The following is a 21,301-nucleotide window of genomic DNA, read 5'->3' on the forward strand; positions in this document are numbered from 1 at the left end:
CGGCCGCGCGGCATCACGCCGCAGCGGTCGATCCGCCGTCGCGCCGGTGCCGCGACAACCGCTCCTCGGCCTCCGCGAGCGCTTCCGGCAACCCGCGCAGCACGACGATGTCGCTCGCGCGCAGCTTCGTCTCGGGGTCGGGCTCGACGCCGCGAATCCCGTGGCGGCGGATCGCCGTCACCTCGAGGCCGAGCGCGAACAGACCCAGCTCGGCGAGCGAGCGGCCGACCGCGTCCGCGCGCGCGTCGACGGGCACCGATTGTAGCCGCACCTGCTCGTGATCGTCGTCGTCCGCGTCGTCGGCGCCGCGGAAATAGCCGCGCAGCAGGCTGTAGCGCGCGTCGCGCATCTCCTCGACGCGCCGCACGACGCGCCGCATCGGCACGCCCATCAGCACGAGCGTGTGCGATGCGAGCATCAGGCTCCCCTCGACGATCTCCGGAATCACCTCGGTCGCGCCCGCGGCGAGCAGCTTCTCGAGGTCGGCGTCGTCGACGGTGCGCACGATCGCGGGCAGCGTCGGCTCGAGCTCGTGCACGTTGTGCAGCACGCGCAGCGCGGACGGCGTGTTCGCGTACGTGACCGCGACGGCCGCCGCGCGGTGGATGCCCGCCGCGAGCAGCGACTCGCGGCGCGCGGCGTCGCCGAACACGACCGATTCGCCCGCCGCCGCGGCCGCCGTCACGCGATCCGGATCGAGGTCGAGCGCGACGTACGAGATCCCTTCCTGCTCGAGCATCCGCGCGAGGTTCTGCCCGGCGCGGCCGTAGCCGCAGATGATCACGTGCCCCTTCTGCTTGATGCTCTGCGTCGCGATCCGCGTCATCTGCAGCGATTGCTGCATCCACTCGGCCGACGACAGCCGCATCGCGATCCGGTCGGCGTTCTGGATCAGGAACGGCGCGGCGAGCATCGACAGCAGCATCGACGCGAGGATCGACTGCAAGAGCGTCGCGTCGACGAGATGCCGGTCGAGGATCAGGTTCAGCAGCACGAAGCCGAATTCGCCCGCCTGCGCGAGCCCGAGGCCCGTGCGCATCGCGACGCCGGGCGTCGCGCCGAACGCGCGCGCGAGCCCCGTGATCATCACGCTCTTCAGCAGCACCTGGCCGACGAAGAAGCCGAACACGAGGAACGGATGCCGCCAGATCACGCTCGGATCGAGCAGCATCCCGGTCGTCACGAAGAAGAGCCCGAGCAGCACGTCGCGGAACGGCTTGATGTCCTCCTCGACCTGATGCCGGTACGGCGTCTCGGAGATCAGCATCCCGGCGATGAACGCGCCGAGCGCGAGCGACAGGCCGAAGCGGTCGGTGATGAACGCGGCGCCGAGCGTGACGAGCAGCAGGTTCAGCACGAACAGCTCCTGCGAGCGCCGCCGCGCGACGACGTTCAGCCACCGCGTCATGAAGCGCTGGCCGACGATCAGGAGCAGCGCGAGCGCGACGACGATCTTCACCGCCGCGAACCCGAGCGACATCACAAGATCCTTCGACGACTCGCCGCCGAACGCGGCGATCACGATGAGCAGCGGCACGACGGCGAGATCCTGGAACAGCAGCACGCCGAAGATGTTGCGGCCGTGCTCGGTTTCGATCTCGAGCCGCTCGGCGAGCATCTTCGAGACGATCGCCGTCGACGACATCGCGAGCGCGCCGCCGAGCGCGACGCTGCCCTCCCACGTGATGTGCATCCAGCGCTCGAAGAGCGCGCCCAGCAGCAGCGCGATCGCGATCGTGCCGAGCACCTGCGCGAGCCCGAGCCCGAACACGAGCCGGCGCATCGCGCGCAGCTTCGACAGCGAGAACTCGAGGCCGATCGAGAACATCAGGAACACGACGCCGAACTCGGCGAGATGCTCGGCGCGTTCGAGGTCGGCCGCGAAGCCCAGCGCGTGCGGGCCGACGACGATGCCGACCGTCAGGTAGCCGAGCATCGGCGGCAGGTTCAGCGAACGGAACACGACGACGCCCGCCACCGAGGCAAGCAGCAGCAGAAGCGTCATTTCGAGCGGGGAAATCACGGGCGAAGCGTCCTCGTTCGTCGTCGGCGCCGCATGACGGACGCCGGGTTGGGCCGGGAGAATACTCGGGAAAGTGGGCGCAAGGGGCCCGGCGCGGCGAACAAACGCCTTTGCTATACTCCGCGCATGATAGCGAAAATCAATGATGACCGGGCGCTCGCGCTCGCCCGCGACGTGCTCGACATCGAGGCGAACGCCGTGCGCGCGCTCGCCGATCAGCTCGACGGCGAGTTCGCCGCCGCGGTCGGGCTGCTTCTGAATTGCAGCGGCCGCGTCGTCGTTTCCGGGATCGGCAAATCGGGGCACATCGCCCGCAAGATCGCCGCGACGCTCGCCAGCACCGGCACTCCCGCGTTCTTCGTCCACCCCGCCGAGGCAAGCCACGGCGATCTCGGCATGGTCACGAAGGACGACGTGTTCGTCGCGATCTCGCACTCCGGCGAATCGGAGGAACTCGTCGCGATCCTGCCGCTCATCAAGCGGCTCGGCGCAAAGCTGATCGCGATGACGGGCCGCCCGGCATCGAGCCTCGCGACGCTGTCCGACGTCCATCTGAACGCGGGCGTCGCGAAGGAAGCATGCCCGCTGAACCTCGCGCCGACGGCGAGCACGACGGCCGCGCTCGCGCTCGGCGACGCGCTCGCCGTCGCGGTGCTCGACGCGCGCGGCTTCGGCTCGGAGGATTTCGCGCGCTCGCATCCGGGCGGCGCGCTCGGCCGGCGCCTGCTCACGTACGTACGCGACGTGATGCGCATGGGCGCCGAGGTGCCCGCCGTCCCGCTCGACGCGACGCTGTCCGACGCCCTCTTCCAGATCACCGCGAAGCGGATGGGGATGACGGCCGTCGTCGACGAAGCGGGCCGCGTGGCCGGCATCTTCACCGACGGCGACCTGCGGCGCGTGCTCGAGCGCGACGGCGATTTCCGCCGTCTGCCGATCGTCGACGTGATGACGCGCAACCCGCGCACGATCGCGCCGGACCATCTCGCCGTCGAAGCGGTGGAACTGATGGAGCGCCACCGGATCAACCAGATGCTCGTCGTCGACGACAAGGGCGCGCTGATCGGCGCGCTCAACATGCACGATCTGTTCTCGAAGAAGGTGATTTGATGTCCGCGTCCCCTGTCACGGCGGCCGACCGCGCGAGCCGCGTGAAGCTGATGATTTTCGACGTCGACGGCGTGCTGACCGACGGCGGCCTCCATTTCACCGCGACGGGCGACACGATGAAGTCGTTCAACTCGCTCGACGGCCACGGCGTGAAGCTCCTCGGCGAAGCGGGAATCGCAACCGCGATCATCACCGGCCGCCGCTCGGACGCGGTCGCCGCGCGCGCGAAGGAAATGCGGATCGCGCATCTGCATCAGGGCGTCGAGAACAAGCTGGCCGTATTCGGCGAACTGCTGCGCACGCTCGGCCTCGAAGCCGGGCAGTGCGGCTACATGGGCGACGACTGGCCCGACCTCGCGGTGATGCTGCGCTGTGGCTTCGCGGCCGCGCCGGCGAACGCGCATCCGGACGTGATCGCGCGCGCACACTGGGTCGCCGAGGCCCGCGGCGGTCACGGCGCGGTGCGCGAAGTGTGCGACGCAGTGCTGCGCGCGCAGCACCGCTACGACGCGCTGCTTGCAGCCGCCTGCGGAGCCTGACCGAATGGACGGCAAATTCCGGCTGACGTCGATGATCCCGCTCGTCGCGATGGCGGCGCTCGCGGGCGGCACGTACTGGCTGCTGCAGGCGACGCTGCCGCCGCCCGGCGAGAGCGTCGTGCGTCCGAAGTCGCACGCGCCCGACTATTTCGCGGATAACTTTTCCGTCACCGAGCTCGACCAGACGGGCTCGACCCAGTACCGGCTGACGGCCGCGGGCCTCGTCCATTACGAAGACGACGAGACGAGCGACCTGACGCAGCCTGCGCTGCGCGCGTTCCAGCCCGGCAAGCCGACCGTGACCGCAACCGCGAAGCGCGGCACGGTCAACGGCGACGTGTCGATCGTCGATTTGTATGACGAAGCGCGGATCCTGCGCGCGGCGGGCGGCACCGACCCGCAGATGCAGGCGGATTCCGAGCATTTCCGGGTGTTGGTCAACGACGATGTGATCGCGACCGAAAAGCCGGTTAAACTTCAGCGCGGCCTGTCGATCGCGAACGCCGCCGCCGGGATGAAGTACAACAACGTCACCCGAGTCATCGAACTCTACGGCAACGTGCGCGGCACGATCGCCACTTCCGACGCGTCCGGCGGCGCTCCAGGCCAACCCAAGTAACTCACCACGCGGGACTGCATGAACGAATCGTTCCCTTGTTTATTTCAGAGCGGCGCACGCCGCGCCGTCCGCGCCGCACTCGCGGCGGCGCTCGTCGCGGTGCCGCTCGCGGGCGTCGCGCCCGCGGCCCATGCCGAAAAGGCCGACCGCGACAAACCGATCAACGTCGAAGCGGACAACCTGACCTATGACGACCTGAAGCAGGTCACGGTCGCGACGGGCAACGTCGTCATCACGAAGGGCACGATCCTGATCAAGGGCGACCGCGTCGAGGTGCGCCAGGACCCGCAGGGCTACCAGTACGCGACCGCAACGGCGAGCGGCAAGAAGCACGCGTCGTTCCGCCAGAAGCGCGAAGGCATCGACGAATACATCGACGGCGACGCCGAGCGGATCGACTACGACGGCAGGCAGGACCTGACCACGCTCACGACGAACGCGACCGTGCGCCGCTTGCAGGGCCTGTCCACCGTCGCCGACACGGTCCACGGCAGTGTGATCACATATGACGGCCAGCGCGACTTCTACACCGCGCGCGGCGGCAAGGACGTCGCCGGGCCGGGCAATCCGGGCGGCCGCGTGCGCGCGATGCTGACGCCGAAGAACAGCGGCCCCGCGCCGCTGTCCGGCAGTCCGGCTCAGCTCGCGCCGTCGAACAACATCCAGGGGACACCGAACCCGTGAACGCGCTCCCCAATCGCCAACCGGCCGGCACGTCGAGCTCGCTCGTCGTGCGCAACCTGAAGAAGCGCTACGGCACGCGCACCGTCGTCAAGGACGTGTCGCTCGACGTGAAGAGCGGCGAGGTCGTCGGCCTGCTCGGCCCGAACGGCGCCGGCAAGACGACGTCGTTCTATATGATCGTCGGCCTCGTGCCGCTCGACGCAGGCGACATCTCGCTGAACAGCAGCCCGATCAGCCTGATGCCGATCCACAAGCGCGCGTCGCTCGGCCTGTCGTATCTGCCGCAGGAAGCGTCGGTGTTCCGCAAGCTGACCGTCGAGGAGAACATCCGCGCGGTGCTCGAGCTGCAGCACGACGACGATGGCAAGCGGCTGTCGAAGGACGAGATCGGCGCGCGCGCGGAAGCGCTGCTCGAAGAGTTGCAGATCGCGCATCTGCGCGAGAATCCGGCGCTGTCGCTGTCGGGCGGCGAGCGCCGCCGCGTCGAGATCGCGCGCGCGCTCGCGAGCAACCCGAACTTCATCCTGCTCGACGAGCCGTTCGCGGGCGTCGACCCGATCGCGGTGCTCGAGATCCAGAAGATCGTGAAGTTCCTCAAGCAACGCAACATCGGCGTGCTGATCACCGATCACAACGTGCGCGAGACGCTCGGCATCTGCGATCACGCATACATCATCAGCGACGGATCGGTCCTCGCGTCCGGCGCCCCGAAGGACATCATCGAAAACGAAAGCGTGCGGCGCGTCTACCTCGGCGAGCACTTCCGCATGTAAGCGGCGCGGGACACGATCCCGCAGCCGCCCTTTCCCCGGCGCGACCCGCGCCCTCTCTGCGCACGCCCGGCACGCTCCGCGCGTGCGCATTCGCGCGCCGAGCGTCATTCCGGATGCCTCAACGCGCCGCCCTCGTGGCAAACTTCCGGTACGACTCCCTTTTTGCCATGAAAGCCAGCCTCCAACTCCGCCTGTCGCAGCATCTCGCGCTCACACCCCAGCTTCAGCAGTCGATCCGGCTGCTGCAGTTGTCGACGCTCGAACTGCAGCAGGAAGTCGCGATGGCGGTCGCGCAGAATCCGCTTCTCGAAAACGAAGACGACTGGATCGCAAGCCCGCTGCGCCTCGCGGCGGACGGCTCGGTGATCGCGCAGACGCCCGCATCGTCGGCGCCCGAGCCGATGCAAGGCGCATCGAACGGCACGAGTGCGACGAATGAGCGCACCGAGCGCGACGAGCCTGCGGGCGTCGACGAATACGACAGCTATTCGGCCGACAGCGGCGATGCGAGCCAGTGGAACCTCGACGACTTCGGCCGCTCGCCCTCCGCCTCGGACGACGACGATCTGCCGCCGATGCAGATCCACGAAACGGCGACATCGCTGCGCGACCATCTCGCCGCGCAATTGCGCGTCACGCAAGCGAGCCCGCGCGATCGCGCGCTCGTGATGTTCCTGATCGAATCGCTCGACGACGACGGCTATCTGACCGCGTCGCTCGAAGAAGTCCTCACCGATCTGCCGGCGGAGCTCGAGGTCGACCTCGACGAACTGAACGCGGCGCTCGCGCTGCTGCACAGCTTCGATCCGGCAGGCGTCGGCGCGCGCTCCCCATCCGAGTGCCTGAAGCTGCAATTGCTGCGGCTCGATCCGTCCCCGACGCGCACGCTCGCGCTCGACATCGTGTCGCAGCATCTCGAACTGCTCGCCGCGCGCGATTTCACGCGCCTGCGCAAGCAACTGAAGGCGTCCGACGACGAGCTGCGCAACGCGCACGCACTGATCCGCTCGCTCGAGCCGTTCCCCGGCGCGGCGTACGGCAAGGCCGAAGCGGATTACGTGGTGCCCGACATCATCGTGAAGAAGACGGGTCAGAACTGGCAGGCGGAACTCAACCCGGAAGTCGTGCCGCGGCTGCGGATCAACCATCTGTACGCGAACATCCTGCGCAACAGCCGGGGCGATCCGAGCACGGGTTCGCTCAAGCAGCAGTTGCAGGAAGCGCGCTGGCTGATCAAGAATATTCAGCAGCGATTCGAGACGATCCTGCGCGTCGCGCAAGCGATTGTCGAACGTCAGAGGAATTTCTTCGCGCACGGCGAAATTGCGATGCGCCCCTTGGTTTTGCGGGAAATAGCTGATACGCTGGGCCTACACGAATCGACTGTCTCCCGTGTGACAACCGGCAAGTACATGCTGACCCCGTTCGGCACACTTGAATTTAAGTACTTCTTCGGATCGCACGTTTCGACAGACACCGGAGGTGCCGCGTCGTCGACGGCAATCCGCGCCCTCATCAAACAACTGATAGGAGCCGAAGACCCCAAATCCCCTCTTTCGGATAGTCGCATAGCCGAACTGCTAGCGGAACAAGGGTTCGTGGTCGCGCGCCGCACGGTTGCCAAATATCGCGAAGCCCTCAAGATCCCGGCGGTGAATCTGCGCAAGTCTCTGTAGCCCGTCGCCACGCGGTGGGCGTTTTCCGGCCGCCGCATCGTCGACGGTAAAGTCGGCCGACCGATCCGCTCGCTGCGGCGAGCGTCGGCAAACGAAATCGGCAGGCGCTGCCGCCTCTATGCGGAAGGTGGTCATTAGCTTGGAGAAGCACTATGAACCTGAAGATCAGTGGACACCATCTCGAAGTCACGCCTGCTATCCGCGAATACGTGATCACCAAGCTCGACAGGGTGCTACGGCATAGCGATCAGGTCATCGATGGCGCTGTGATCCTCACGGTCGACAATCACAAGGAGAAGGACAAGCGGCAAAAGGCGGAAATCACGCTGCATCTGAAGGGCAAGGATATCTTCGTCGAAAGCGCGAACGGCGATATGTACGCGGCGATCGATCTGCTGATCGACAAGCTCGACCGGCAAGTCGTCAAGCACATGGAGCGTCTGCAAACGCACGCGCACGAGCCGATCAAGCACCATCAGGTAGCCGAGCAAATCGAACTTCCGCCGCAATGAGCCGTGGCGCGACAGCGCCGGCCGAACCGCCCGCTTCGACGGGCGGTTTTTTATTGTGCAAACCGCTGTGGCGCGACGCACGCACACTGCGCAATAGAAGCGTTTCTCGACGTTTCGCACGGCGCGCGGCGCCGTCTGCAGTGCTCTATAATGTCTCGGTTATTATCGGGGGCGATGAGCCGGTTCGCCGCGCTTCAGAGGTCTCCGTCGCCTAACGCCGTCCTTTTTGACCGACATGGAAAATCAGTCCGCCGCGAGGAGACCCCAGGCCGCCCCTATGCCTGCCAACATGAATCGCCTAGCCAAAATCCTGCCTCTGGAGAACGTCGTCATCGACCTCTCCGTCACCAGCAAGAAACGCGTCTTCGAACAAGCCGGCCTGATCTTCGAGAATCAGAACGGCATCGCCCGCAGCACCGTCACCGATAATCTGTTCGCGCGCGAGCGGCTCGGCTCGACGGGGCTCGGCGAAGGGGTCGCCATTCCGCACGGCCGGATCAAGGGGCTCAAGCACCCGCTCGCCGCGTTCGTGCGGCTCGCCGAGCCGATCCCCTTCGAGGCGCCGGACGGCCAGCCCGTCTCGCTGCTGATCTTCCTGCTCGTGCCGGAACAGGCAACGCAGCAGCACCTCGAAATCCTCTCCGAAATCGCCCAACTGCTGTCCGATCGCGACACCCGCGAGCGTCTGCACACCGAAACGGACCGCGACGAGTTGCATGGACTCCTGACTCAGTGGCAACCTTAAGCTGATCGGGGCGGTTCGTTCCCCATTGCGTCGCGGCCCGCGCCGCCGAGCCGAGCCGCCCGCCGCCGGGCCGGAGCCGCAACCTTCGTTGCAGCGTCCGGGCGCCGGCTCCTTGGAGTAACGGACTCATGGATACGTCCAGCATCAACGCCCAGAGCATCTTCGACGACAACGCGGCCATGCTGAAGCTCAGCTGGCTGACGGGGCATGAAGGCTGGGAACGCGGGTTTTCCGCCGACACGGTCGCGAATGCGACGTCGAGCGCCGACCTCGTCGGCCACTTGAACCTGATCCACCCGAACCGGATCCAGGTGCTCGGCGAAGCCGAGATCGACTACTACCAGCGCCAGACCGACGAAGACCGCTCGCGCCACATGGCCGAGCTGATCGCACTCGAACCGCCGTTCCTGGTGGTCGCGGGCGGCGCCGCCGCGCCGCCCGAACTCGTCCTGCGCTGCACGCGCTCGTCGACGCCGCTCTTCACGACGCCGATGTCGGCCGCCGCGGTGATCGACAGCCTGCGCCTCTACATGTCGCGGATCCTCGCGCCGCGCGCGACGCTGCACGGCGTATTCCTCGACATTCTCGGGATGGGCGTGCTGCTGACAGGCGATTCGGGCCTCGGCAAGAGCGAGCTCGGTCTCGAACTGATCAGCCGCGGCCACGGGCTCGTCGCCGACGACGCGGTCGATTTCGTCAGACTTGGCCCCGATTTCGTCGAAGGGCGCTGCCCGCCGCTCCTGCAGAACCTGCTCGAAGTGCGCGGCCTTGGCCTCCTCGACATCAAAACGATCTTCGGCGAGACCGCGGTCCGCCGGAAGATGAAGCTGAAGCTGATCGTCCAGCTCGTGCGCCGGCCGGACGGCGAATTCCAGCGGCTGCCGCTCGAAAGCCAGACGGTCGACGTGCTGGGTCTGCCGATCAGCAAGGTCACGATCCAGGTCGCGGCGGGCCGCAACCTCGCGGTGCTCGTCGAGGCGGCGGTGCGCAACACGATCCTGCAGCTGCGCGGCATCGACACGCTGCGCGACTTCATGGACCGCCAGCGCCTCGCGATGCAGGACCCGGACAGCCAGTTCCCCGGCAAGCTCGTGTAACCCGCGCCGGCTCCCGCCGCCACGCTGGCGCAACGAGCCGGTGCTATGATGAAACGTCAGGATTTTCTCTTTCCATGCGCATTGTCCTCATCACTGGCATCTCCGGCTCCGGCAAGTCCGTCGCGCTGAACGCGCTCGAGGACGCAGGCTATTATTGCGTCGACAACCTGCCGCCCCACGTGCTGCCCGAGCTCGCCCGCTACCTTGCCGCCGACGGCCAGAACCGGCTCGCCGTCGCGATCGACGCGCGCTCGAGCGCGTCGCTCGACGAAATGCCGGGCCTCATCCGCGCGCTGTCGCGCGAGCACGACGTGCGCGTGCTGTTCCTGAACGCGAGCACGCAGGCGCTAATCCAGCGCTTCTCCGAAACGCGCCGCCGCCATCCGCTGTCGGGCTCGCCGTCGCACGACGCGGACGTCGGCCTGCTCGTGTCGCTCGAAGAGGCGATCGAGCGCGAGCGCGACCTCGTCGCGCCGCTCGCCGAATTCGGTCATCAGATCGACACGAGCAACCTGCGCGCGAACGTGCTGCGCACGTGGGTCAAGCGCTTCATCGAGCAGAAGAACGACGATCTCGTGCTGATGTTCGAATCGTTCGGCTTCAAGCGCGGCGTGCCGCTCGACGCCGATTTCATGTTCGACGTGCGCGCGCTGCCGAACCCGTACTACGACAACGAGCTGCGCCCGCTCACCGGGCTCGACCAGCCGGTCGTCGCGTTTCTCGACGCGCTGCCCGTCGTCCATCAGATGCTGGACGACATCGAGTCGTTTCTCACCAAATGGCTGCCGCATTTCCGCGAAGACAATCGCAGCTACCTGACGGTCGCGATCGGCTGCACGGGCGGCCAGCATCGGTCGGTGTTTCTCGCGGAGACGCTCGCCGCGCGTCTTTCGCGGCAGGCCAACGTGATCGTGCGGCATCGTGACGCGCCCGTCGCCGTGGACGCGTCGTCGCGGCTGGTGACCTAGCGCCGCTCACTTTTTCCGTCCTAGCCATGTCCTCTCTGTCGACCACGCTCATCGATTTGCCGCTCTTTCCGCTGCATGCGGTGTTGTTTCCCGGCGGACTGCTACCTCTGAAAGTCTTCGAGGCGCGCTATCTGGACATGGCGCGCGCGTGCCTGCGCGACGACGCGCCGTTCGGCGTGTGCCTGCTGAAGAGCGGCCCCGAAGTCGCTCAGGAAGGCGAAGTATCGGTGCCCGAGACGATCGGCTGCATGGCGCGGATCGTCGAGTGCGATACCGGCGAATTCGGCATGCTGTTCCTGCGCACGATCGGCACGCAGCGCTTCGAGCTGCTGTCGCATCGGGTCGAGGCGAACGGCCTGATCATCGGCATCGCCGAGCCGATGCAGGACGACATCCCGCTCGAAGGCGATGAAGCGCTCGCGCAATTCGGCGCGTGCGCGGAGGCGCTCGACCGGATCGTCGACGTGCTGCGCAAATCCGAAGCCGAGTTGCCGTTCGCGGAGCCGTTCCGCTTCGAAGACCCGACGTGGGTGTCGAACCGGCTCGCCGAAGTGCTGCCGCTCGATCTGCGTGCGCGGCAGAAGCTGATGGAGTTTCCCGACGTCGGCGCACGGATCGACGCGGTTCATCGGGAATTGAATCGTCACGGGTGGCTGTAGGCGCGAGGCGTCGTTCGATCGCCGGGGCCTTGAGACAGGACGGCCGGAACTGCTCGGCGTTTTTGGGCGTGAGCCGCATGAGCCGCGCTCGACCTGATCCTTGACCAGCGACAGGCACGTTCGTACGCGACGATTCGTGCCACCGCCGCGAACATTGCTCCATGACGAAGGCTCGTCGGCCGCAATCCGCCGCCCTTTCGCAGCGTGCCTTCGATGCCGCACGCCATCGCCGCACGGCTCGCCGGCGCGCGCATCATCCGGCCTTTGACCGACTACCCCGCCTACAGCAAAGACCCGCTCAGCCCATCGAGCAGCTTGCGCACGGGCGCCGGCACGCCGTATGCATCGAGCTTGTCGAGCGCGACCCATGCGGCCTCGTCGTCGGCGGCCTGCAACACGCCGCCCGCCGCGCTGTCGAGCTCGGCAAGCCGCGGCTCGATCTCGAGCTTGAAGTGCGTGAACGTATGCGTGAGCGGCGCGAGCGGCACGAGCTCCGCGCCGCCGAACGCGCGCGCGCGCAGCGCAAGCGAGGCATCGCCGTCCGCTTCGGGCAGGCTCCACAAGCCGCCCCAGATGCCCGCGGGCGGACGCCGCAGCAACAGCACCGCATCGCCGTCGCGCAGCACGAGCATCCATGTGCGGCGCGTCGGCACCGCCTTTTTCGGACGCGCGGCGGGCAGCTCGCGCTGCCGCCCGCTCCGCTCGGCCACGCAGTCGCCCGCGAACGGACAGCGCGCGCAATCGGGCTTGCCGCGCGCACAGAGCGTCGCGCCGAGATCCATCAAGCCCTGCGTGTACGCGGTGACATCGGCCTGCTCGCCCGCATCGGGCAGCAGCGCCTCGGCGAGGGCCCACATCTCGTTCTCGACACGCTTGTCGCCCGGAAAGCCCTCGACGCCGAACACGCGCGCGAGCACCCGCTTCACGTTGCCGTCGAGGATCGTCGCGCGCGCGCCGAACGCGAACGATGCGATCGCCGCGGCCGTCGACCTGCCGATGCCCGGCAGCTCGGCGAGCGCTTCTGGCGACGCCGGAAACGCGCCGCCGTGCAGCTCGACGACCGCCTGCGAGCAGCGATGCAGATTGCGCGCACGCGAGTAGTAGCCGAGCCCGGCCCACAGCGCCATCACGTCGTCGATCGGTGCGGCCGCGAGTGCGGCGACGTCCGGATAGCGCTCGAGAAAGCGCACGTAATACGGCACGACGGTCGATACCTGCGTCTGCTGCAGCATGATCTCCGACAGCCAGATCCGATATGGATCGCGGGTGTTCTGCCACGGCAGGTCGTGGCGGCCGTGCTTGCGCTGCCACGCGATCAGCGTCGGCGCGAAGGCGGTGTGAAGCGGCGTGATGACTGGCGGGGCGGGGGGGATGCGGGGGGGTTTCAAGATTTCAACGCTGGCAATTCGGACAAAAATAGGTGGACCGCTGGCCCTGGACGATCTGGCGAATCGGCGTGCCGCAGACCCGGCACGGCTCGCCCGCGCGATCGTAGACGGAGCAGTCGAGCTGGAAGTAGCCGCTCTCGCCGTTGCTGCCGACGAAGTCGCGCAGCGTGCTGCCGCCGCGTTCGATCGCATCGGCGAGCGTCGCGCGCACGGCTTCGGCGAGGCGCTCGCAGCGCGGCAGCGACACGCGCCCCGCCGCGGTGGTCGGCCGGATGCCAGCGCGAAAGAGGCTCTCGGACGCGTAGATGTTGCCCACGCCGACGACGATGTCGCCCGAGAGCAGCGCCTGCTTGACCGACACCGTGCGTCCGCGCGTGCGCTTGAAGAGGAGCGCACCCGTGAACGCGGGCGAGAACGGCTCGACGCCGAGGCTCGCGAGAAGCGGATGCGCCTGCACGTCGCCCGCGTCGCGCGGATGCCAGAGCACCGCGCCGAAGCGGCGCGGATCGCGAAAGCGCAGCACGAACTCGTCGAAGATCCAGTCGACGTGATCGTGCTTCGCGGGCGCGGGCGGCGGCGCGTCGTTCGGCAGCACGCGCAGCGTGCCCGTCATCCCGAGATGGACGATGAACCATCCGGCATCGACTTCGAACAGCAGGTACTTGCCGCGCCGCTCGACGTTCAGCACCTCGCGCGCCCTCAGCAACTCGGCGAAGCCGGCGGGCACGGGCCAGCGCAGCATCGCGGTGCGCACGTCGACGCGCTTCACGCGCCGCCCGGCGACGAACGGCTCGATGCCGCGGCGCGTAACCTCGACTTCCGGCAACTCTGGCATGTTTTACGGGTCTCTAATCTGGCTAATGGCGATTGTGCGCGTATTGTAGCGAGCGCGTTACAATCGGCTGAAACATCGAACGGATTTCCATGACTTTGTCCTCGAAGCTGTCCCAGAAGCGCCCAGCCGCGACGCGCGGCCCGCGCGCCGTCCCGGTGCGCCGCGCGATCGGCGCCGCGCTCGTCGCGGCGTGGACGTTCGCCGCGTTCCCCGCTCACGCGCAAGATGATGCCGGCGACGACGCCCCTCAGGCCACGTTCGCGCCGACGCTGCCGGAAGAGCAGAAGGATCTGCCGAGCGTCGCGCTGACGAGCCAGATCGTCTATCAGGTGCTCGCGGCCGAAGTCGCGCTGCAACGCAATCTCCCCGCTCCCGCCTACCAGACCTATCTCGCGCTCGCGCGCGACACCCGCGATCCGCGGATGGCGCAGCGGGCGACCGAGATCGCGCTCGCCGCGCAGAGTCCGGCCGATGCGCTGACCGCCGCGAATCTGTGGCGCGAGTACTCGCCGAGCTCGCCCCGCGCCGCGCAGGTCGACGCCGCGCTCCTCGTGCTCGGGGGCAAGCCGGCCGACGCGCAGCCGATGCTCGCGCAGGAGCTCGCGCGCGCGACGGGCGAGAACCGCGGCGAAGCGATCATCGCGCTGCAGGCGCTGCTCGCGCGCGGCCCGAATCGCGTCGGCGGCCTGACCGTGCTGCAGGATCTGCTGAAGAACGACATGAACCGGCCGGAGGCGCGGCTCGCGATCGCGCGCCAGCAGCTCGCGACCGACGACAAGGACGGCGCGACGCAGTCGCTGAAGGAAGCGCTGCGGATCAAGCCCGACTACCTGCCGGCCGCGCTGATGCTGTCGCAGATGGGACCGAACGAGCGCGCGGCCGGGGTGGTGTCGTTCGAGAAGTTCGTCCAGCAGAATCCGAAATCGCGCGACGGGCGCCTCGCGCTCGCGCAGCTCTATCTCGCCGACGACCGTCTCGACGACGCGCAGAAGCAGTTCGAGGCGATGCGCCGGAACGATTCGAGCGACCCGACGCCGCTCATGGCGCTCGCGCTCATCAAAATCCAGCAGAAGCACCTCGACGACGCGAGCACGTACCTGAAGCAGTACGTGAAGGTCGCGCAGAAGAAGCGAGGCGCGGATGTCGGCCAGGCCTACGTCTATCTCGCGCAAATCGCGCTCGACCAGAACAACGAGGCGCTCGCCGCGCAATGGCTCGACAAGGTCGACGAATCGAGCCAGCAATACGTGCCCGCGCAGGTGACGCGCGCGCAACTGCTGCAGAAGCAGGGCAAGGCCGAGGAAGCGCGCAAGCTGCTCGCGAACCTGCAGGTGTCCGACCCGCGCGACGCCGCGGTGATCGCGCGCACCGACGCGTCGATCCTCTTCACGTCGAAGCGCTACAAGGAAGCCGCGGACCGGCTCGCGCAGGCGGTCGAGGATTTTCCGGACGATCCCGATCTGCGCTACGACTACGCGATGGCGAGCGAGAAAATCGGCCAGTACACGACGATGGAGCAACAGTTGCGCCTGCTGATGCGCGCGCAGCCGGACAATCCGCAGGCATACAACGCGCTCGGCTATTCGCTCGCCGATCGCAACCTGCGCCTTCAGGAAGCGGACACGCTGATCGAGAAGGCCAGCTCGCTTGCGCCGAACGACGCGTTCATCATGGACAGCCTCGGCTGGGTCAAATACCGCCTCGGCGACACGACGGGCGCCGCGAAGATCCTGAAGCGCGCGTACGACCTGCAGCCGAACGCGGAGATCGGCGCGCATCTCGGCGAAGTGCTATGGAAGGCCGGCGCGCAGGACGAAGCGCGCGCCACGTGGCGCGCCGCGCAGAAGCTCGAGCCCGACAACGACACGCTCGTGCAGACGCTCAAGCGCTTTCAGGTGAACGGACTTTGATGACGATGCCGCGTTTCGCCCGGCCGCGCGCGCACGCCGCGCGCGGCTTCGCCCTCGCTGCGGCGGCCGCTGCCGCTGTCGCGCTCTCCGGCTGTACCACCCAGCCCAAGCGCGCGCCCGTCACCGCCCCGAACGCGCTGCAGACCGAGCAGAATCGCGCGTATACGGGCCGCTTCGCGGTCCAGTACCAGGACCAGCTCGGCAATCCGCGCAACGTCTACGGCAATTTCGATTGGCAGGAACAAGGCACGAACGTGTCGCTCGAACTGCGCAGTCCGCTCGGCCAGACGCTCGCGATCGTGAAGTCGGCGCCGAACGGCGCGTCGCTCGAACTGCCGAACCGTCAGCCGCAGTACGCGCCCGACGTCGGCGAACTGATGCAGCGGGCGCTCGGCTTCGCGCTGCCGCTCGACGGCCTGCGCTATTGGCTGCTGCCGACGCCCGCGCCCGCGACGCCCGCGACGACGGTGCGCGATCCGCGGGACGGCACGCGGATCAAGGAGATCCGCCAGGACGGCTGGACCATCGATTACGTCGCATACGCCGACGCGCCCGCCGCCGGCGTGAAGCGCATCAACCTGGTGCGGCAGACGCCGCCGCTCGACATCAAGCTCGTGCTCGACCGCTGAGCGCGCGCTTTTGCCCGACAAAGCTTTTCGCATGACCGATACGACCCGCTCGCTGCGCGACTGCCTCGCCCCGGCGAAACTGAACCTGTTCCTGCACATCACGGGCCGCCGCCCGGACGGCTATCACGAGCTGCAAAGCGTGTTCCAGTTGCTCGATTGGGGCGATACGCTGCACTTCACGCTGCGCGACGACGGCAAGGTGTCACGCAGGACCGACGTGCCGGGCGTGCCGGAAGCAACCGATCTCGTCGTACGCGCGGCCTCGCTGCTGAAGGCGCACACGGGCGCGGAAGCCGGGGTCGACATCGAGATCGACAAGCGCCTGCCAATGGGCGCGGGCCTGGGCGGCGGCAGCTCGGACGCGGCGACGACGCTGCTCGCGCTCAACCGCCTGTGGAAGCTCGACTTGCCGCGCGAAGAACTGCAGGCGCTCGCGGTGAATCTCGGCGCCGATGTGCCCTTCTTCGTGTTCGGAAAAAATGCGTTCGCGGAGGGTATCGGAGAAGCGCTGCAACAGGTAGAATTGCCGGCTCGCTGGTTCCTGGTTGTGACGCCACGGGTGCATGTTCCGACTGCAGCGGTTTTTTCTGATAAATCGTTGACAAGGGATTCAAAGCCCATCACAATTACGGACTTTCTTGCACAGCAAAGCCGCAACGCAGGATGGCCAGACAGCTTCGGCCGGAATGACATGCAGCAAGTTGTGACAAGCAAGTACGCGGAAGTTGCAAAGGTGGTCGAATGGTTTTATAATCTGACCCCCGCGCGGATGACCGGCTCTGGAGCTAGCGTGTTTGCAGCGTTCACGAGCAAGGCTGAAGCAGAAGCGGCGCAAGCCCAGCTGCCGGCCGGCTGGAACAGCGCAGTTACCGGGAGCTTGAGTGAGCATCCACTCTTCGCTTTCGCGTCATAAAGTTTTGCACCATCGGATGGCCTACACTTCCGGTGGAGCTCAGAGTTAAGTGTAGGGGAGTCGCCAAGTTGGTCAAGGCACCGGATTTTGATTCCGGCATGCGAGGGTTCGAGTCCTTCCTCCCCTGCCAAAATTTCTTTCCCGCATTTCCCGCCTAAGCCTGAAGCAGGTGCACGATGAGCAGCCATGACGGCCTGATGGTTTTTACTGGCAACGCCAATCCCGCGCTTGCTCAGGAAGTCGTCAAAATTCTTGGTATTCCCCTCGGCAAAGCGATGGTCAGCCGTTTCTCCGACGGCGAGATCCAGGTCGAAATCCAGGAAAACGTGCGCGGCAAGGATGTCTTCGTCCTGCAATCCACGTGCGCGCCGACGAACGATAACCTGATGGAACTGATGATCATGGTCGATGCGCTCAAGCGCGCATCCGCAGGCCGGATCACCGCCGCCATCCCCTACTTCGGCTATGCGCGCCAGGATCGCCGTCCGCGTTCGGCGCGCGTCGCGATCTCCGCGAAGGTCGTCGCAAACATGCTGGAAATCGCCGGCGTCGAGCGGATCATCACGATGGATCTGCACGCCGACCAGATTCAAGGCTTCTTCGACATTCCCGTCGACAACATCTACGCGACGCCGATCCTGCTGGGCGACCTGCGCAAGCAGAACTACCAGGATCTGCTCGTCGTGTCGCCGGACGTCGGCGGCGTCGTGCGCGCCCGCGCGCTCGCGAAGCAGCTGAACTGCGACCTCGCGATCATCGACAAGCGTCGTCCGAAGGCGAACGTCGCCGAAGTGATGAACATCATCGGTGAAGTCGAAGGCCGCACCTGCGTGATCATGGACGACATGGTCGACACGGCGGGCACGCTCTGCAAGGCCGCGCAAGTGCTGAAGGAGCGCGGCGCGAAGCAGGTGTTCGCGTACGCGACGCACCCGGTGCTGTCGGGCGGCGCGGGCGACCGGATCGCCGCTTCGGCGCTCGACGAGCTCGTCGTCACCGACACGATTCCGCTGTCCGCCGAATCGCTCGCGTGCACGAAGATCCGCTCGCTGTCGAGCGCGGGCCTCTTGGCCGAAACGTTCTCGCGGATCCGCCGCGGCGATTCGGTGATGTCGCTGTTCGCGGAATCCTGAAGCGATCCGCTGCTGAAATTGTTTAGCGCAAAAAGCGAAGCGACGAGCTTCGCTTTTTGCACAATCGGCCGGGACCGACGAACCCCCGGCCATTCGATCGGGGGCCTCATGCAGTCGCGGGGCCCCGTTTTACTGCCTGGTCGCGGGCAGCAAATGGAGAAACACATGAAAGTCGTCGCTTTCGAGCGCCAACAGCAAGGTACGGGTGCGAGCCGCCGCCTGCGCAACGCCGGTAAGACCACGGGTATCGTCTACGGTGGTGAAGCAGCCCCGCAATTGATCGAACTCGATCACAACGCCCTGTGGCACGCGCTGAAGAAGGAAGCCTTCCACTCGTCGATCCTCGATCTCGAAGTGGCCGACCAGTCGCAACAGGTTCTGCTGCGCGACGTGCAATACCACCCGTTCAAGCAGCTCGTGCTGCACGTGGACTTCCAGCGCGTCGACGCGAAGAAGAAGCTGCACACGAAGGTGCCGCTGCACTTCCTGAACGCTGAAGTCAGCCCGGCCGTGAAGCTGTCGAGCGCGGTCGTGTCGCACGTCGCGACCGAAATCGAAGTCGAGTGCCTGCCGGCCGCTCTGCCGGAATTCCTCGAAGTCGATCTGTCGAAGATCGAAGCAGGCCAATCGCTGCATGCGAAGGACATCGCGCTGCCGAAGGGCGTCGCGCTGGTCGCGCACGTCGACGCCGAAAACCCGGTGGTCGCTTCGGCGACGATCCCGGCCGGCGCCGTGTCGGACGAAGCGGCTGCGGGCGAAGGCGAAACGCCGGCTGCCTAAGCGCCCTTCGGGCCGTTTCGCACGACGGTCGACGACCCGCCGAGGCTTGCCCGGCGGGTTTTTTCATTTTTGCAGCCCGCGAGGGCGAGCCCTGACGGGCAAGCGTTCATCATGATCAAACTGATCGTCGGCCTCGGCAACCCCGGGGCGGAATACACCGCGACGCGCCACAACGCAGGCTTCTGGCTCGTCGACCAGCTCGCGCGCGAAGCCGGCGCGACGCTGCGCGACGAGCGGCGCTTCCACGGCTTCTACGCGAAGGCGCGCCTTCACGGCGAGGAAGTCCATTTGCTCGAGCCGCAAACGTACATGAATCGCTCCGGCCAATCGGTCGTCGCGCTCGCGCATTTCTTCAAGATCCTGCCGGACGAGATCCTCGTCGCGCACGACGAGCTCGACCTGCCGCCCGGCGCGGTCAAGCTGAAATTGGGCGGCGGCAGCGGCGGCCACAACGGCCTCAAGGACATCTCCGCGCACTTGTCGTCGCAGCAGTACTGGCGGCTGCGGATCGGCATCGGCCATCCGCGCGACCTGATTCCCGAAAGCGCGCGCGCGGGCGCGAAGCCCGACGTCGCGAACTTCGTGCTGAAGCCGCCGCGCAAGGAAGAGCAGGACGTGATCGACGTCGCGATCGAGCGCGCGCTCGCCGTGATGCCGACCGTCGTCAAGGGCGAGACCGAGCGCGCGATGATGCAGCTGCATCGCAACAGCGCGTAAGCGGGGCGCCTTTCCCGCCGCCGCTTGCCGTGCGTTCGGCGGCGCACATCGGTTAAGCTCGTTCTTTTACTGCTTCTTTTACCGCATCAGGAGCCACGTGGTGAGCCGTTACTGGAGCGACATCGTCCATCAACTCGAGCCGTACGTGCCGGGCGAGCAGCCGGCGCTCGCGCATCCCGTCAAGCTGAACACGAACGAGAATCCGTATCCGCCGTCGCCGTGCGCGATCGACGCGATCCGGCGCGAGCTCGGCGACACCGGCGAGGCGCTGCGCCGCTATCCGGACCCCGCCGCGCGCAAGCTGCGCGAGACGGTCGCCGCGCATCACGGCATCGCGCCCGAGCAGGTGTTCGTCGGCAACGGCTCCGACGAAGTGCTCGCGCACATGTTCCAGGCCCTCTTGCAGCACGACCGGCCGCTGCGCTTTCCGGACATCACGTACAGCTTCTATCCGACCTATGCACGGCTCTATCGCGTCGCATACGAGACGGTGCCGCTCGCCGACGACTTCTCGATTGACATCGACGACTATCTCGACGACACCGGCTGCGTGCTGTTCCCGAACCCGAACGCGCCGACGGGCCGCGCGCTGCCGCTCGCGGACGTCGAGCGGATCGTCGCCGCGAATCCGAGCTCGGTCGTCGTGATCGACGAGGCGTATGTCGATTTCGGCGCGGAGTCGGCGGTGTCGCTGATCTCGCGCTATCCGAACCTGCTCGTCGTGCACACCGCATCGAAGGCGCGCTCGCTCGCCGGCATGCGCGTGGGCTTCGCGTTTGGCGATGCGGCGCTGATCGACGCGCTCACGCGCGTGAAGGACAGCTTCAACTCCTACCCGCTCGATCGACTCGCGCAGGTCGCGACGCAGGCGTCGTACGAGGACGACGCCTGGTTCCAGGCGACGCGAAAGCAGGTGATCGCGAGCCGCGAGCGGCTTGTCGGCGCACTGGTCGCGCTCGGCTTCGACGTCGTGCCGTCGGCGGCGAATTTCGTGCTCGCGCGCCATCCTCGCCACGATGCGGCGACGCTTGCAACACAGCTGAAGGAGCGGGAGATTTTCGTGCGGCACTTCAAGCTGCCGCGGATCGATCAGCACCTGCGCATCACGGTCGGCACCGACGCGGAGTGCGACACGCTCGTCGCGGCGCTGCGCGCATTGCTCGCGTAACGGCCGGCCGGCGCGGATTCACGCGCGAACGCAAGCGAAAACAGGAGCGGCGAGCAGGCCGCCGCCGCGAACGAACGAACGGGCGAACGAGCGGCGACGGGCTCAACCCGCCGGCCGCCGCAACGCATCACACGCCGTCCTTCTCCGCCGCGATCAGCGCGCGATACTTCGCCATCAACTGATCCTTCGTCTCGGGACGACTCGGATCCTGCGGAATGCACTCGACGGGACACACCTGCTGGCACTGCGGTTCGTCGAAATGGCCGACGCACTCGGTGCACTTGTTCGGATCGATCACGTAGATTTCCGGGCCCATCGAAATCGCGCCGTTCGGGCACTCAGGCTCGCACACGTCGCAATTGATGCACTCGTCGGTAATCATCAAAGCCATACTGGTCTCACTTGCGCCGGCGCGCGGCCGGC

Annotated in this window: 22 protein-coding genes and 1 tRNA gene; 19 read left to right on the forward strand and 4 right to left on the reverse strand. The window is 66.9% G+C overall.

The features are described 5' to 3' along the window. Positions 1–13: 13 nt before the first annotated feature. The gene (locus tag WS62_RS02105; RefSeq protein ID WP_066495335.1) at positions 14–2,023 is read right to left on the reverse strand and encodes a monovalent cation:proton antiporter family protein; all 2,010 of its coding nucleotides are present in this window, start codon (positions 2,021–2,023) and stop codon (positions 14–16) included. Positions 2,024–2,149: 126 nt separating this feature from the next. On the opposite strand from WS62_RS02105, the gene kdsD reads away from it, so the two are divergent. The 11 genes from kdsD to WS62_RS02160 all read left to right on the forward strand — a co-directional run bounded on the left by kdsD (position 2,150) and on the right by WS62_RS02160 (position 11,405). Further along, the gene (kdsD, locus tag WS62_RS02110; RefSeq protein WP_066567105.1) at positions 2,150–3,133 is read left to right on the forward strand and encodes an arabinose 5-phosphate isomerase KdsD; all 984 of its coding nucleotides are present in this window, start codon (positions 2,150–2,152) and stop codon (positions 3,131–3,133) included. Further along, a complete protein-coding gene (locus tag WS62_RS02115; RefSeq protein WP_066567110.1) occupies positions 3,133–3,672 on the forward strand; it encodes a KdsC family phosphatase in 540 nt (179 codons plus the stop codon). The genes kdsD and WS62_RS02115 overlap by 1 nt, the downstream gene beginning before the upstream one ends. A 4-nt stretch (positions 3,673–3,676) precedes the next feature. Beyond that, positions 3,677–4,291 carry an LPS export ABC transporter periplasmic protein LptC gene (gene lptC / locus WS62_RS02120; RefSeq protein ID WP_066495341.1) on the forward strand — a complete coding sequence of 205 codons (615 nt, stop codon included), beginning with the start codon at positions 3,677–3,679 and terminating at the stop codon, positions 4,289–4,291. Positions 4,292–4,309: 18 nt separating this feature from the next. Continuing rightward, positions 4,310–4,975, forward strand: a complete 666-nt coding sequence (lptA, locus tag WS62_RS02125) for a lipopolysaccharide transport periplasmic protein LptA (RefSeq protein WP_066495344.1) — start codon at positions 4,310–4,312, stop codon at positions 4,973–4,975. Beyond that, positions 4,972–5,748: an LPS export ABC transporter ATP-binding protein gene (gene lptB, locus WS62_RS02130; RefSeq protein WP_066567114.1), complete on the forward strand. Its 777-nt coding sequence runs from the start codon at positions 4,972–4,974 to the stop codon at positions 5,746–5,748. Before lptA ends, lptB begins: the two co-directional genes overlap by 4 nt. A 167-nt stretch (positions 5,749–5,915) precedes the next feature. Beyond that, positions 5,916–7,424 (forward strand): RNA polymerase factor sigma-54, encoded by a 1,509-nt coding sequence (locus WS62_RS02135; RefSeq protein WP_066567117.1) that lies wholly within the window; start codon positions 5,916–5,918, stop codon positions 7,422–7,424. Positions 7,425–7,576: 152 nt separating this feature from the next. Next, a complete protein-coding gene (gene hpf / locus WS62_RS02140; protein ID WP_010101605.1) occupies positions 7,577–7,936 on the forward strand; it encodes a ribosome hibernation-promoting factor, HPF/YfiA family in 360 nt (119 codons plus the stop codon). Between the two features lie 235 nt (positions 7,937–8,171). After that, a complete protein-coding gene (ptsN, locus tag WS62_RS02145; RefSeq protein ID WP_025989646.1) occupies positions 8,172–8,681 on the forward strand; it encodes a PTS IIA-like nitrogen regulatory protein PtsN in 510 nt (169 codons plus the stop codon). Positions 8,682–8,809: 128 nt separating this feature from the next. Continuing rightward, the gene (gene hprK, locus WS62_RS02150; protein WP_004195225.1) at positions 8,810–9,778 is read left to right on the forward strand and encodes an HPr(Ser) kinase/phosphatase; all 969 of its coding nucleotides are present in this window, start codon (positions 8,810–8,812) and stop codon (positions 9,776–9,778) included. Positions 9,779–9,852: 74 nt separating this feature from the next. Then, a complete protein-coding gene (rapZ, locus tag WS62_RS02155; protein ID WP_066495352.1) occupies positions 9,853–10,746 on the forward strand; it encodes an RNase adapter RapZ in 894 nt (297 codons plus the stop codon). A 26-nt stretch (positions 10,747–10,772) separates the two neighbouring features. Continuing rightward, complete coding sequence (locus tag WS62_RS02160; protein ID WP_066567120.1) at positions 10,773–11,405, forward strand: LON peptidase substrate-binding domain-containing protein; 633 nt, start codon at positions 10,773–10,775, stop codon at positions 11,403–11,405. A gap of 281 nt (positions 11,406–11,686) precedes the next feature. On the opposite strand, the gene mutY is transcribed toward WS62_RS02160, so the two are convergent. Further along, positions 11,687–12,793, reverse strand: coding sequence for an A/G-specific adenine glycosylase (gene mutY, locus WS62_RS02165; RefSeq protein ID WP_066567122.1), 1,107 nt, complete (start codon positions 12,791–12,793; stop codon positions 11,687–11,689). A 4-nt stretch (positions 12,794–12,797) separates the two neighbouring features. Beyond that, on the reverse strand, positions 12,798–13,628 hold the full coding sequence (gene mutM / locus WS62_RS02170) for a bifunctional DNA-formamidopyrimidine glycosylase/DNA-(apurinic or apyrimidinic site) lyase (RefSeq protein ID WP_010101587.1): 831 nt from the start codon (positions 13,626–13,628) through the stop codon (positions 12,798–12,800). Positions 13,629–13,717: 89 nt separating this feature from the next. On the opposite strand from mutM, the gene WS62_RS02175 reads away from it, so the two are divergent. The 8 genes from WS62_RS02175 (at position 13,718) to hisC (ending at position 20,878) form a co-directional block, all read left to right on the forward strand. After that, complete coding sequence (locus WS62_RS02175) at positions 13,718–15,538, forward strand: tetratricopeptide repeat protein (protein ID WP_066567125.1); 1,821 nt, start codon at positions 13,718–13,720, stop codon at positions 15,536–15,538. Then, positions 15,535–16,167, forward strand: a complete 633-nt coding sequence (gene lolB / locus WS62_RS02180) for a lipoprotein insertase outer membrane protein LolB (protein WP_066567128.1) — start codon at positions 15,535–15,537, stop codon at positions 16,165–16,167. Before WS62_RS02175 ends, lolB begins: the two co-directional genes overlap by 4 nt. A gap of 31 nt (positions 16,168–16,198) precedes the next feature. Further along, positions 16,199–17,080, forward strand: coding sequence for a 4-(cytidine 5'-diphospho)-2-C-methyl-D-erythritol kinase (gene ispE, locus WS62_RS02185; RefSeq protein ID WP_066567130.1), 882 nt, complete (start codon positions 16,199–16,201; stop codon positions 17,078–17,080). 53 nt (positions 17,081–17,133) lie between these two features. Next, positions 17,134–17,210, forward strand: a tRNA-Gln gene (locus WS62_RS02190). 46 nt (positions 17,211–17,256) lie between these two features. After that, entirely contained in the window at positions 17,257–18,213 is a 957-nt protein-coding gene (locus tag WS62_RS02195) for a ribose-phosphate pyrophosphokinase (protein ID WP_066495365.1), read from the forward strand. A gap of 165 nt (positions 18,214–18,378) precedes the next feature. Further along, the gene (locus WS62_RS02200) at positions 18,379–18,993 is read left to right on the forward strand and encodes a 50S ribosomal protein L25/general stress protein Ctc (RefSeq protein WP_066567338.1); all 615 of its coding nucleotides are present in this window, start codon (positions 18,379–18,381) and stop codon (positions 18,991–18,993) included. Positions 18,994–19,104: 111 nt separating this feature from the next. Beyond that, positions 19,105–19,710: an aminoacyl-tRNA hydrolase gene (gene pth, locus WS62_RS02205; protein ID WP_066567131.1), complete on the forward strand. Its 606-nt coding sequence runs from the start codon at positions 19,105–19,107 to the stop codon at positions 19,708–19,710. A 100-nt stretch (positions 19,711–19,810) separates the two neighbouring features. Continuing rightward, positions 19,811–20,878: a histidinol-phosphate transaminase gene (gene hisC / locus WS62_RS02210; RefSeq protein WP_066567343.1), complete on the forward strand. Its 1,068-nt coding sequence runs from the start codon at positions 19,811–19,813 to the stop codon at positions 20,876–20,878. Between the two features lie 127 nt (positions 20,879–21,005). Here hisC and WS62_RS02215 read toward each other — a convergent pair whose 3' ends face one another. Continuing rightward, positions 21,006–21,269, reverse strand: coding sequence for a YfhL family 4Fe-4S dicluster ferredoxin (locus tag WS62_RS02215; protein ID WP_066567137.1), 264 nt, complete (start codon positions 21,267–21,269; stop codon positions 21,006–21,008). Positions 21,270–21,301: the final 32 nt, after the last annotated feature.

It is taken from the genome of Burkholderia sp. ABCPW 14, from assembly GCF_001523835.1.
Lineage (GTDB): Bacteria > Pseudomonadota > Gammaproteobacteria > Burkholderiales > Burkholderiaceae > Burkholderia > Burkholderia mayonis.